This window comes from Bacteroides sp. OM05-12 (assembly GCF_003438995.1).
GTDB lineage: Bacteria > Bacteroidota > Bacteroidia > Bacteroidales > Bacteroidaceae > Bacteroides.
Window position 1 is genome coordinate 264,743 of sequence record NZ_QSUN01000002.1, and the last position, 14,597, is coordinate 279,339.

A 14,597-nucleotide genomic window follows, 5' to 3' on the forward strand; every position below is an offset into this window, starting at 1 on the left:
CTCCCTTAGGCGTTGCTTAACGCTCCCTTAGGCATCGGGTGACGCTCCCTTGAGCGATAGCTAACGCTCCCTTAGGCATTTTTATAATATCCTTTTTCGCTATGAAACACCTCTCCCTTTCATTTGTATTACTCCTGATTTCTTTTTCTGTTTGTTCGCAAGAAAAGATAACACTTCTTTTTGCAGGTGATCTTATGCAGCATCAGGGACAGATAGATGCGGCAAAAACGACTTGGGGGTATGATTATGACGACTGTTTCAAGTATGTAAAGGAAGAGATTGGTAAAGCGGATATAGCAATTGGAAATCTGGAAGTGACGCTAGGAGGTAAACCCTATAAAGGGTATCCTACATTCAGTGCTCCCGACGAATATTTGTATGCGATGAAAGATGCCGGCTTTGATGTGTTGATAACGGCAAATAATCATTGTCTGGATACCGGTAAAAAGGGGCTCGAACGTACCGTTTTGATGCTCGACTCTTTGAAGATACCTCATGCGGGAACCTACGTAAACCGGGAAAAACGGGAAAGGACTTATCCTTTACGATTGGAGAAGAACGGATTTGTTATTGCACTGTTGAATTATACTTATGGCACGAACGGCATAGAAGTACAAGCACCTAATATTGTAAACTATATAGATAAGAAAGTCATATCGGAGGATATACAAAAAGCAAAAGAAATGCGTCCTGATGCAATTATTGCCTGTATCCATTGGGGAATTGAATATAAATCATTGCCCAACGAGGAGCAGAAACAGTTGGCTGACTGGTTATTGTCTAAGGGGGTTACACATATTATCGGGGGGCATCCGCATGTGCTTCAACCGATGGAACTTCGTGCCAGTCCTCATTCGTTGGATAAGAATGTAGTCGTTTATTCTTTAGGAAACTTTATTTCCAATATGTCTGTTTTTAGGACAGACGGTGGGGCAATGCTTAAATTGGAACTGACAAAAAGAAATCGTATCGTTAGGGTTACGGATTGCAGTTATAGCCTTGTCTGGACCTCCCGTCCCGCATTAAGCGGAAAAAAGAATTATATGTTGTATCCTGTAAGTATTGACCGCGCCCTTCTTACTCCGGCGGAGGCTTCCCGTATGAAAATATTTATAGATGACTCACGAAGACTATTGGATGAATATAATGTCGGGGTAGAGGAATATATCTTTTAGTCTATCTACGGTTTATAATTTAGCTTATTGTAATATAGCGGTACAGCATTTGTGAGTGAATGTGGCTACTATATTGAAGTGTGTGAGTACGAAATCTTCTTTTTCACGTCTCTTCTTAAAACTAATAATCATTTATTTATAATAGGGAAGATGACAAAAATAAGACTACTCTTGATAGGCTGCTGCCTGATGCTGCTTTGTGCGTGCGGAAGAACAACTGTTAGTATTGTAACTCCTCCGGATGCATCGAAGAGGATGATGTTTGGTGCGGAACAATTAAAAAACTCATTAGAGAAAGCCGGCTATCAGGTTATTTCGTTGCAAACAAAAGATGCCGTACAGCCGGATGACAAAGTGATAATTCTGACTCAGCTTTGTGATTCTACCTTGAGGAATGAAGGATTTTATATCACAACGGAAGGTAATCAGACAACAGTTTGTGGTCACGATGGGAGCGGGGTTATCTATGGCTGTCGCGAATTGATAGAGCATATTAACGAGAAGAAGAATCTGGATTTTCCCGAATCATTGATAGATGCGCCTGAAATGGTGCTTCGCGGAGCTTGTGTAGGTTTGCAGAAAACTACTTATCTGCCGGGACACGGTGTTTATGAATATCCGTATACACCGGAGAACTTTCCTTGGTTTTATGATAAGCAACAATGGATTAAATATCTGGATATGTTGGTTGAGAACCGCATGAACTCACTCTATTTATGGAACGGACATCCGTTTGCTTCTTTAGTGAAGTTGAAAGACTATCCTTTTGCGCTTGAGGTAGATGAAGAAACCTTTAAGAAGAACGAGGAGATGTTTTCTTTTCTGACGGAAGAAGCCGATAAACGTGGTATTTTCGTCATTCAGATGTTTTATAATATTCTTCTGTCTAAACCATTTGCCGATCATTACGGACTGAAAACTCAAGATCGTAATCGTCCCATTACTCCTCTGATAAGTGATTATACCCGTAAATCGGTGGCTGCATTTATCGAGAAATATCCGAATGTCGGTTTGCTGGTTTGTCTGGGGGAAGCCATGGATACGTATGAGGATGATGTTAAATGGTTTACGGAAACCATTATTCCCGGTGTGAAAGACGGATTGCAGGCTTTAGGGCGTACCGATGAACCTCCCTTGTTGCTTCGTGCCCATGATACGGATTGTAAAATGGTTATGGATGCAGCTTTACCTTTATATAAGAATCTTTATACAATGCATAAGTATAACGGTGAATCATTGACTACCTATGAACCTCGTGGTCCTTGGGCTAAGATTCATAAGGATTTAAGCTCACTTGGGAGTATCCATATCAGTAATGTTCATATATTGGCCAACTTGGAACCATTTCGTTGGGGTTCGCCTGATTTTGTGCAGAAAGCGGTACAAGCGATGCATAATGTGCATGGAGCTAATGCGCTTCACCTTTATCCGCAGGCTTCTTATTGGGACTGGCCTTATACGGCAGATAAGTTGCCTGATGGAGAACGCGAATATCAACTAGACCGTGATTGGATTTGGTATAAGACTTGGGGACGTTATGCATGGAATTGCCATCGCGAGCGTCAGAGTGAAATCGCTTATTGGGACGAGCAATTAGGTAATTATTATGGTATGGATGCTCAGGCTGCCGGAAATATTCTTGAGGCTTACGAACAATCCGGTGAGATAGCTCCTAAGCTGCTACGCCGTTTCGGCATAACTGAAGGTAACAGACAGACATTGTTATTAGGAATGTTTATGAGTCAATTGGTAAATCCTTATAAATATACGATTTATCCGGGCTTTTATGAAAGCTGTGGACCGGAAGGTGAAAAGCTGATTGAATATGTGGAGAAGGAATGGAAGAAAGAACCTCATGTAGGTGAATTGCCTTTGGATATTATTACGCAGGTAGTGGAACATGGTGATAAGGCAGTGGCTGCCATTGATGCGGCTCAGAGTAAGGTTACTAAAAATAAAGATGAGTTTGAACGTTTGCGTAATGATATGCATTGTTATCGTGAATTTGCCTATGCTTTCAATTTAAAGGTAAAGGCTGCCAAATTAGTTTTGGACTATCAATGGAGTAAGGATTTACAGAACCTGGACGATGCAATACCTTTCATGGAACAAAGTCTGGAGCATTATCGTAAATTGGTGGATTTAACGAAAGACCATTATTATTATGCTAACAGTATGCAGACGGCACAACGTCGTATCCCCATCGGAGGAGATAATGGAACGAATAAGACATGGGAAGAAATGCTGGTGCATTACGAAAAAGAATTGGAGAACTTCAAAGCTAACTTGGATATGCTGAGAAATAAGCAGAACGGCGAATCTGTTGAGGAGACAGTGAAGATTGAAGCTCTACCTGCTGCTGATGTCAAGTTGTTGAATAATCTTCCGACTGTAAAACTAACAAAGGGAGCCGGTTTATTCTCTAATGTTCCCGGAAAAGTGGATGCCCTTGCACCCGAATTGGAAGGTTTGACTGCTTTTTGTTTGGATGGAGACAAACAACGCAATGAGGGTACGACAATAGAATTCAGTGCTGTTACGCCTGTAAGTCTGTTAGTGGGTTACTTCCGCGATGATCAGAAAAAGTATGCGAAAGCCCCAAAATTAGAAACCGATGCGGCTGCGAATGAATATGGTCAGGCCGAACCGAAGTTAACAAACGCTATTCGTATAGAAGGTATGCCTTTGGCAAATATCCATTGTTACAATTTCCCTGCGGGAACTCACAAACTGCTGTTACCCAAAGGATATACCTTGGTATTAGGTTTTACGGATAAGTCCGTTACTCCTCGTAATGCAGCCCTTGCTGGAGCCGAGGAAACAATGGATTGGATGTTCTATTGATAATGAATATATTGTATATATGAAAAAACAACTGATAGCGTTGGGCTTAACTCTTTTTTCTTTAATGACTTTTGCCCAGCGTGAAGTTTCTCAGGAACGTATGGCCGATATTTATGAGGAAGTGAAGACTCCTTATAAATACGGTCTTGTGCTTGCTCCGGATAATAATAATTATAAAATGGATTGCCCCACAGTATTTAGGGAAGGGAATAAGTGGTACATGACTTATGTTATCTATAACGGTAAAGGAGCTAAAGACGGACGTGGTTATGAAACTTGGTTTGCCGAAAGTGATGACTTGCTTCACTGGAACACGAAAGGACGTGTATTGTCTTTTCGTGACGGGACGTGGGATTGCAGTCAACGAGGCGGATTCCCTGCATTGCCGGATATGGAATGGGGAGGAAGCTATGCTTTACAAACGTATAAGGATAAACATTGGATGACGTATATCGGAGGTGAAGGACCGGGATACGAAGCCGTAACAGCACCTTTATATGTAGGTCTTGCATGGACAAAAGATGATATTGGCACTCCCCATGAATGGGAATCACTTGATAAACCGATTCTTTCTATCCATGACAAAGATGCACAGTGGTGGGAAAAACTGACGCAATATAAAAGCACTGTTTATTGGGATAAGGATGAAACATTCGGTGTACCGTTCGTAATGTTCTATAATGCAGGTGGACGTCATCCTGAAACGGGTATGAAAGGAGAACGTGTAGGGATTGCCCTGTCCAAAGATATGAAGAAGTGGAAGCGTTATGCCGGTAATCCGGTTTTCGCTCATGAAGCGGAAGGTACAATAACAGGTGATGCCCATATTCAGAAAATGGGTGATGTCTATGTGATGTTTTATTTCTCGGCTTTTGATCCCAGTCGTAAGTATAAGGCTTATAACACATTTGCTTGTAGTTATGATTTAGTACATTGGTATGATTGGAAGGGAGCAGATTTGATTACTCCTTCTAAAAGTTATGATGAACTGTTTGCTCATAAAAGTTATGTAGTGAAGCATGATGGAGTAGTTTATCACTTTTATTGTGCAGTGAATAATCACGAACAGCGTGGTATAGCAGTTGCTACAAGTAAACCGATGGGACGTTCTTCTGTTCGCTTCCCCAAGCCGGATCAAAAGAACCGGCGTACGGTGATGGAACTGAATAATGGCTGGAAAACCTGGCTTACGGAAGCAACTCATCTGAAAGGCTTGTTCATGCAGAAAGCGATAGAGGTAAATATACCTCATAATTGGGATGATTATTACGGTTATCGTCAGCTTACTCACGGCAATCTTCATGGTACTGCCATGTATGTTAAAGACTTCATCGCTCCGGATTATCAATCGGATAAGCGTTGTTTTTTGCGTTTTGAGGGAGTTGGTACTTATGCTACGATTACTTTAAACGGTAAAGAGTATGGCCGTCATCCCGTTGGCCGTACTACATTGACTTTAGATGTAACGGATGCTCTTAAACCCGGTAAAAACAACCGCTTGGAAGTAAAAGCGGAACATCCGGAGATGATCTCCGATATGCCTTGGGTGTGTGGGGGATGTTCTTCCGAGTGGGGATTTAGTGAGGGTTCCCAACCGATGGGATTATTCCGTCCGGTTTTATTGGAGATAACAGATGAAGTGCGTATCGAACCTTTTGGTGTTCATATTTGGAATAATGATCAGGCAACGACCGTCTATATTGATACAGAATTGAAAAATTACAGTGATAAGTCCGTGACGGTGGAACTGGTTAATAAATTCAGTAATGATGAAGGACGTCAGGTCTTTAGGCTTGCAGAACTTGTTACTCTGGCTGCCGGAGAAACAAAAGTGGTACGTCAGTCTTCAGTTGTGCAAGATCCTGTGCTTTGGGATACGGAGAATCCTTACCTTTATAAACTTGCTTCTATGATTAAGCGGGATGGTAAGACCACAGATGAAATCAGTACTCCTTTCGGTATACGTACAATTAGTTGGCCGGTGAAACGGGCAGATGGAGACGGACGTTTTTATCTGAATGGTAAACCTGTATTTATCAATGGTGTATGCGAATATGAACATCAGTTTGGACAAAGCCATGCTTTTACTTCGGAGCAGGTAGCGGCACGGGTAAAACAGATACGCTCTGCCGGATTCAATGCTTTTCGTGATGCGCATCAACCCCATAACTTGGATTATCAGAAATATTGGGATAAAGAAGGTGTATTGTTTTGGACACAGTTTTCTGCTCATGTCTGGTATGATACTCCGGAGTTTCGTCAAAACTTTAAAACCTTGCTTCGCCAATGGGTGAAAGAGCGTCGTAACTCTCCTTCTGTGGTGATGTGGGGATTGCAGAACGAAAGTACACTCCCTCGCGAGTTTGCTGAAGAATGTAGTGAGATTATACGGGAAATGGACCCGACTGCCCGTAATATGCGTGTTGTCACAACTTGTAATGGTGGCGAGGGAACAGATTGGAACGTCGTTCAGAATTGGAGTGGTACTTATGGCGGTGATGCCGGTAACTATGGATATGAACTGTCCCGCCCCAATCAGCTTTTAAATGGTGAATATGGGGCTTGGCGTACATTGGATTTCCATACGGAGCCTACTGAATTTGACTCGAATGCTCCTTGGAGTGAGGATCGTATGTGTCGGCTTATGGAGATGAAAGTACGTCTTGCTGAACAAGCCCGGGATAGTGTCTGCGGGCAGTTTCAATGGATATTCAGCAGCCATGACAATCCCGGACGTCGTCAGCCGGACGAGGCTTTACGTCGCATTGATAAAGTAGGACCGTTTAACTATAAAGGTTTGGTAACTCCTTGGGAAGAGCCTTTGGATGTATATTATATGTATCGCGCCAATTATGTCGATCCGGCAAGAGATCCGATGGTTTATATTGTTTCCCATAATTGGGCGGATCGTTTCGTAATCGGACGTCGTCGTGCTACGATTGAAGTATATAGTAACTGTGATTCGGTTCTTCTTTATAATGATTTAGCTGATAATGCTTTTCTGGGAAAGAAAAAGCAACATGGTGTAGGTACACATTTTATGTGGGAGAATAGAGATATTCGTTATAACGTACTTCGTGCTGTCGGTTATTATGCAGGACATGTTGTTTGTGAAGATGTTTTGGTACTGAATGGATTAGAGCAAGCTCCTCATTTTGAAACTCTCTACTCTGATGCTAAACCATTGTTGAAAGGTGAAGACGGTTTCACTTATTTGTATCGTGTGAACTGTGGCGGTGACGCTTATACGGATACGTTTGGGCAAGTGTGGGAACAGGATAATACAAAATATTCTCATTCATGGGCAGAGGGGTACAAAGACTTGAATCCTTACCTTGCAAGCCAACGTATAACAAATGATCCCATTCATGGAACCCGTGATTGGAAGTTGTTTCAACATTTCCGTTTTGGACGACATAAACTAAATTACCGATTCCCCTTACAGGACGGAGAATATCGCTTGGAATTGTATTTTGTAGAACCGTGGCATGGTACGGGAGGGAGTGCCGGAACAGACTGTGAAGGTTTACGAATCTTTGACGTTGCAGTAAATGGTGAAACGGTTATTGACGATTTAGATTTATGGGCGGAAGCAGGACATGATGTTGCGATAAAGAAAGTAGTGGATGTTTTAGTGAAGAATGGTATGCTTTGTGTTGATTTCCTTGAGGTAAAAGCGGGGCAGGCTATTATATCCGGCATTGCCATTGCGAAGAAAGGGAATGTATCCGATACTGATATTGCTTTTTTACGCACGAAAGCCGGAGAGATAAGCTCAGAACCTGTGCCGTCTGATATGTGGGCATCTTTTTCGCGCGATACTATTTCAAAAACTCCGGCAGAGCTTCTACCGGAAGATAAAACATCCCGGATGAATGTATCTTATGAGGCGGAAGCTGCTATTGTCAGAGGAAAATATGTGAAGAAAGAACATCGTAAACAGACTGGAGTCTTCTTTGAAAAAGGAAATAAGAATAGCATCGAATGGAATATTTCCACAGGATTGGCGCAAGTCTATGCTCTTCGTTTTAAATACATGAATCTGAGTGGCAAGCCGATAACGGTTCGTATGCAGTTTATTGCTGCCAATGGTCAGGTTTTAAAAGATGATAAGATTACTTTTCCGGATACTCCGGAGAAATGGCGTATGATGAGTACCACTACGGGAACCTATGTGAATGCAGGGTATTATAAAGTGGTACTTTCTGCCGAAGATATGAATAAGTTGGCGTTTGATGCGCTCGATGTACAGTAGTTTGTAGTTGTAATTATGAAGAACTATTTAATCCTTTTTGTTTTTATCTGTGTTGTGCTTTGCGATGGCAAAGCACAATCCATTATACATGATTGGGAGAATCATCATGTACTTCAAGTTAATCGTGAACCGGCTCGTGCAGCTTTTATTGCTTATGGTGAGAAACAAGGTGATAGGGTTTTGTCGCTGAACGGCATGTGGCGTTTCCGTTGGACTCCCGTCCCGGAAGAACGTATCGGAGATTTCTTTCGGGAAGACTATGACGACAGCCGTTGGACTACATTTCCTGTTCCTGCCAATTGGGAAGTTAACGGTTATGGCACGCCTATTTATGTCTCTGCCGGTTATCCTTTCCGTATCGATCCTCCTAAAGTAACTTCAGAACCGAAAGAGAAATATACGACTTATAAAGAACGTAATCCGGTGGGACAATATCGCCGTACATTTACTTTGCCTGTGGGGTGGGATAAACAGGGGCAGACTTTTCTTCGTTTTGACGGGGTGATCAGTGCTTTTTATGTTTGGGTGAACGGTCAAAGAGTTGGTTATAGCCAGGGAAGTATGGAACCGAGTGAATTCAATGTTACTCCGTATGTAAGGGCAGGGGAGAATCAGATCGCTGTTGAGGTTTATCGGTCTAGTGATGGATCTTATCTGGAAGATCAGGATTTCTGGCGTATGAGTGGTATTCATCGGGATATAGCTCTCTTTCATACGGAGAATATAAGAATCAATGACTTTACGGTTCGAACTTTGGCTGATAAAGATTATAAAGACTTTACATTGGAAATAGACCCTGAACTGAGTGTCTATGGAGGACAAACAGGTAAAGGATATAAGGTTTGTGCAGAGTTAGTAGATGATACGGTGATTTGTCATCTTAATGTGGATGCAGTGCCGGTGCTTGATTTAGAGCATAAAGCATCTGTGATGAATGAATGGTTTCCTCAACGGGGGCCTCGTAAGATGGGACGTATGAAAACGGTTGTTCATTCTCCTCGTTTATGGACGGCCGAAACTCCTGAACTGTATACGCTTCTTCTTTCTTTAAAAGACAGTACGGGCAGAATCGTAGAACAAGTTCATCAACGTATCGGTTTCCGTAGTGTGGAAATAGCAAACGGGCGTTTATTGGTGAATGGTCAGCCTGTTCGTTTTCGCGGAGTCAATCGCCATGAACATGATCCTCGTTTGGGTAGGGTTATGACGGAAGAACGGATGTTACAGGATATACTTCTAATGAAACAAGCCAATATCAATGCGGTTCGTACCAGCCATTATCCGAATCACCCCCGTTGGTATGAATTATGTGACAGTTTGGGATTATATGTAATGGATGAGGCTGATATTGAAGAGCATGGCTTGCGTGGTACACTTGCCAGTAATCCCGATTGGCATGCGGCTTTTTTGGATAGAGCTGTACGAATGGCGGAGCGTGATAAGAATCATCCTTGTGTAGTCATGTGGAGCATGGGCAATGAGAGTGGTTATGGACCTAATTTTGCTGCAATATCTGCATGGTTGCATGATTTTGACCCGACACGTCCGGTTCATTATGAAGGAGCTCAGGGAGTTGACGGGCAGCCTGATCCTGAAACCGTAGATGTTATCAGTCGTTTTTATACTCGTGTTCAGCAGGAGTATCTGAATCCGGGTATCGCTGAAGGTGTCGATGCAGAGCGGGCGGAGAATGCTCGTTGGGAACGTTTGTTAAGCATAGCTCAACGTACGGATGATGACCGCCCGGTACTTACCAGTGAATATGCTCATTGTATGGGGAATGCATTGGGTAACTTTAAGGATTATTGGGATGAAATATACAGCCATCCTCGTATGCTTGGTGGCTTTATCTGGGATTGGGTAGACCAGGGTATTTATAAGACATTGCCTGATGGACGTACTATGGTTGCTTATGGAGGTGATTTCGGTGATCAACCCAATTTAAAGGCTTTTTGTTTAAATGGGGTTGTGCGAAGTGATCGGGAAACAACACCGAAGTATTGGGAAGTGAAAAAGGTTTATCAACCTGTCTTGTTAAAACTGGAAAATGATAAGTTAATAGCGGTAAACCGGAATCATCATACGGATTTAGGACAGTATCGTTGTTTGTGGACGCTTTCGATAGATGGAAAGATAAAGAAGCAAGGCGAACTGGCGTTACCGGAAATTGCTCCGGGAGACAGTGCATCTGTTTCTTTGCCTGCTTCTTTAAGAAGTAGCTGGAAACCGGAATCGGATGTACGTTTACGTTTTAGTCTTATATTGAAGGAAGATGCACTTTGGGCAAAAGCCGGATATGAAGTCGCTAGTGAACAGTTTTGTTTGCAAGAAGCCGCATTGCCGGATATTACACTGACAAATAGAGGTACGTTGCAAGTTCGTGAAGAGAATGGACTATTATGTATAAAGGGAAAGGATTTTAATATGTCTTGGCGGATAGAAGACAGTTCAATGAGTTTACTTGAATATGGTTCGCAACGAATCTTATATCCTTTTTCTGCTTTTCCTGTTATTCCTGAAGTTCAGGCGTTCCGTGCACCAACGGATAATGATAAGAGTTTTGGTAATTGGCTGGCTAAAGACTGGATAAATCATCGTTTGGACTCTCCGGAACAAGCATATTCTCCTCTGACTTGGGAACGACAGGCTGATGGTTCTGTGCTTATCCATACAAAGTCCGTATATACCTATCTTTCCGGTTCTGTTATTACAGATTTGACTTATGTCGTTTTATCAGACGGGACAATTGATTTACAGGCGATATTCACCCCTGAAGGTAGTTTACCGGAATTACCCCGATTGGGAATCGCTTTGCCGATAGATCCGGCTTTGAAGAATTTTACTTGGTATGGTCGTGGCCCTTGGGAAAATTATCCTGACCGTAAAACCTCTTGTGATATTGGTCTTTGGAGTGCTGATGTTAGCGAACAATATACGCATTATCCACGTCCGCAAGAGAGTGGTAATAAAGAAGAAGTCCGCTATCTCACATTGACGAATGTAAAAGGGAACGGTGTGAAGATTATGGCGGTTGAAAAGACTTTTTCCGCTTCTGCACTGCATTATACGGTGAAGGACTTGTATAATACGACACATGATTGTGATTTGAAAGAGCGTCCGGAAGTGATATTGAATCTTGATGCCGCTGTTCTAGGACTTGGAAATAGTAGCTGCGGACCGGGCGTACTTAAAAAATATGCCATTAAAAAGGAAGCGCATAAATTGCATATCAGATTGGAGCGTGCAAAATAACCGTATGGGATAGAGAATACCTCTTGATGGGTACAAACGGGATGCACCCCCGTCTTTGGGTATATATAGAAGACTTTGTTTAAGTAATAAATAAAATATAAATATATGATGAATAGACGAATAACTTTATACCATAAGTTAATAACATTGGCTTTGGCATTAAGTTCTTTGAGTATGCAGGCACAGAATCAGCCTCCTAAAACAGAACTACAATATTTATCCGGACATGGATGTGATGATATGGTTGAATGGGACTTTATGTGTACGGATGGTCGTAATTCCGGTAAGTGGGGGAAGATAGGTGTTCCTTCCTGTTGGGAGTTACAGGGATATGGCACTTTTCAATATGGAATGCGTTTCTATGGAATTGCTTTTCCTGAAGGAATAGCAAAAGAAAAAGGACTATATAAATATGAGTTTACCATACCGGCAGAATGGAGAGGTAAGCAGGTGGAACTGGTTTTTGAAGCTTCCATGACAGATACTGAAGCGAAAATAAACGGGCGTAAAGCGGTTGGCAAGCATCAGGGAGGTTTTTACCGGTTTGTTGCGGATGTAACCGACCGCGTCAATTTTGGGAAGAAAAATATCTTAGAGGTAACTGTTAGTAAGGATAGTGAGAACGGAAGTGTGAATCTGGCTGAACGGCGGGCGGACTATTGGAACTTCGGTGGACTGTTTCGTCCGGTGTTTTTGCGTGCAAAACCCGCTGTGAATATCCGTCATTTTGCAATAGACGCTAAAGCTGACGGTACTTTTAAAGCTAATTGTTATACGAATATCGCTTCTCCGGGTGCATCGGTACGAACGGTGCTTTTGGATATGAAGGGCAAAAAAGTAGCAGAAGGTGTTACTTCGTTGAAAGCCGGCAGTGATTGGGCGAATGTTGATTTAAAAGTCAACTCTCCGGCTCTGTGGACAGCTGAAACGCCTAACCTTTATACAGCTCAGTTTACTTTATTGGATAAAGAGGGGAAAGCGTTACATCAGGAGTCTGAGAAGTTTGGTTTCCGTACGATTGAGGTTCGTGAAAGCGATGGACTTTATATCAATGGTGTACGTGTGAATATCCGTGGTGTGAATCGTCATAGCTTCCGACCCGAAACAGGCCGTACTTTGAGCAAAGCCAAGAATATTGAGGATGTATTGCTGATAAAGAGTATGAATATGAACTCAGTTCGTTTGAGCCATTATCCCGCAGACCCGGATTTCCTTTATGTATGTGATTCGCTGGGATTATACGTAATGAATGAATTGACCGGATGGCATGGGAAATATGATACGGCAATCGGAGTGCCTTTGGTGAAAAGTCTGGTTGAACGTGATGTAAATCACCCTTCTGTTATCTGGTGGAGCAATGGCAATGAAAAAGGCTGGAATACGGAACTGGATGGTGAATTCCATAAATATGATCCTCAACTTCGTCCGGTATTGCATCCGCAGGGGAACTTCAGTGGCTTTGAAACCATGCACTATCGTTCTTATGGGGAGAGCCAGAATTATATGCGTCTTCCGCAAATATTCATGCCTACGGAATTCTTACATGGCTTATATGACGGGGGACACGGAGCCGGACTTTGGGATTATTGGGAAATGATGCGTAAGCATCCTCGCTGCATCGGCGGTTTCCTTTGGGTATTGGCTGATGAAGGTGTGAAACGTGTGGATATGGATGGTTTCATTGATAATCAAGGAAATTTCGGTGCTGACGGTATTGTAGGACCTCATCATGAAAAGGAAGGAAGTTATTATACGGTTAAACAGATATGGTGTCCCGTACAGATAATGAATACAAGGATAGATGCCGATTTTGATGGTACATTGTACTTGGAGAACCGCTATGACTTTCTTAATCTGAATACCTGTCGTTTCGTGTGGAAGCGTGTGAAGTTCCCTGAATATAATGAAAAAGGGGATATGAAAGTATTGAAACAGGGTGAAGTAAAGGGTGGTAATATCGCTCCTCATAGTGCGGGCACTTTAGCTGTTCCTGTTGTAAAGGATGATGCGGATGCTTTAATGATAACAGTGATAGATGTGTATGGTAATGAACTCTTTACTTGGAGTTATCCGTTACATAATCAGAAAGGGACTGCTGTTTTGGCTTCTCAGGGAGCAAAACCTACTTATAAAGAAACAGAACAATCCCTGACGGTTTCTGCTAACGGACGCACCTTTACATTCTGCAAGGAAGACGGGCAATTGAAAGGTGTCAATATAGGCAATAGAACTATCAATTTGGCAAATGGTCCGCGTTTTATCGGAGCACGTCGAGGTGACCGCTCTTTGGATCAGTTCTATAATCATGACGACAAAGATGCCAGGTCTAAGGAACGTGTTTATGAGGCATTCCCGGAAGCGGCTGTATTTACCGGTTTGGATGTTAAAGAAGATGATAACAATCTTGTGGTAACTGCCAATTATAAATTGGGGAATATGGATAAAGCACAGTGGACAATAGCACCGGATGGGACTGTCACGTTGGATTATCTGTATAACTTTAGCGGAGTGGTCGATATGATGGGTATCTGTTTTGATTATCCGGAAGATAAGGTGATTAGTAAACGCTGGTTGGGCGACGGTCCTTACCGTGTATGGCAAAATCGTTTGCATGGTCCGCAATATGGCTTATGGGAAAACGACTACAACGACCCTATTCCGGGTGAAACATTTACGTATCCTGAATTTAAAGGTTATTTTGCCCATGTTACATGGATGAATATCAAGACTCAGGAAGGTACTATTTGTATTCAGAATGAGACCCCTGATTCATATATCGGAGTTTATCAACCTCGTGATGGGCGTGACCGTCAGCTCTATACTTTCCCGGAAAGTGGAATTTCTGTATTGAATGTAATTCCTCCGGTACGTAATAAAGTGAATACAACTGACTTATGCGGTCCTTCCTCTCAACCGAAATGGGTAGACGGTCAGCAGAAAGGACGGATTGTATTGAGGTTTGAATAGTTTTAATTAGTTGCTTTTCCGAAAAGCTTGTTTTAAGAGCTTTTCGGATGCATTTCAATCTTGATATATGCTTTGAGTAGATAAAATGACCTTTAAGGAATTTC

The 14,597-nt window shown here is 42.3% G+C and carries 5 protein-coding genes; all 5 read left to right on the forward strand.

Annotated features, from left to right (window positions below; translation table 11 throughout):
- The first annotated feature begins 101 nt into the window (after window positions 1–101).
- The 5 genes from DXB63_RS02885 to DXB63_RS02905 all read left to right on the forward strand — a co-directional run bounded on the left by DXB63_RS02885 (window position 102) and on the right by DXB63_RS02905 (window position 14,493).
- Window positions 102–1,175: a CapA family protein gene (locus DXB63_RS02885; protein ID WP_122124883.1), complete on the forward strand. Its 1,074-nt coding sequence runs from the start codon at window positions 102–104 to the stop codon at window positions 1,173–1,175.
- A gap of 150 nt (window positions 1,176–1,325) precedes the next feature.
- Window positions 1,326–4,019 (forward strand): glycoside hydrolase family 20 zincin-like fold domain-containing protein, encoded by a 2,694-nt coding sequence (locus DXB63_RS02890; protein WP_158563625.1) that lies wholly within the window; start codon window positions 1,326–1,328, stop codon window positions 4,017–4,019.
- A 19-nt stretch (window positions 4,020–4,038) separates the two neighbouring features.
- Window positions 4,039–8,274: a malectin domain-containing carbohydrate-binding protein gene (locus tag DXB63_RS02895; protein WP_122124984.1), complete on the forward strand. Its 4,236-nt coding sequence runs from the start codon at window positions 4,039–4,041 to the stop codon at window positions 8,272–8,274.
- A gap of 15 nt (window positions 8,275–8,289) precedes the next feature.
- Complete coding sequence (locus tag DXB63_RS02900; RefSeq protein WP_122124884.1) at window positions 8,290–11,526, forward strand: glycoside hydrolase family 2 TIM barrel-domain containing protein; 3,237 nt, start codon at window positions 8,290–8,292, stop codon at window positions 11,524–11,526.
- Between the two features lie 174 nt (window positions 11,527–11,700).
- Window positions 11,701–14,493, forward strand: coding sequence for a glycoside hydrolase family 2 TIM barrel-domain containing protein (locus DXB63_RS02905; protein WP_122124985.1), 2,793 nt, complete (start codon window positions 11,701–11,703; stop codon window positions 14,491–14,493).
- The last annotated feature ends 104 nt before the right edge of the window (window positions 14,494–14,597 follow it).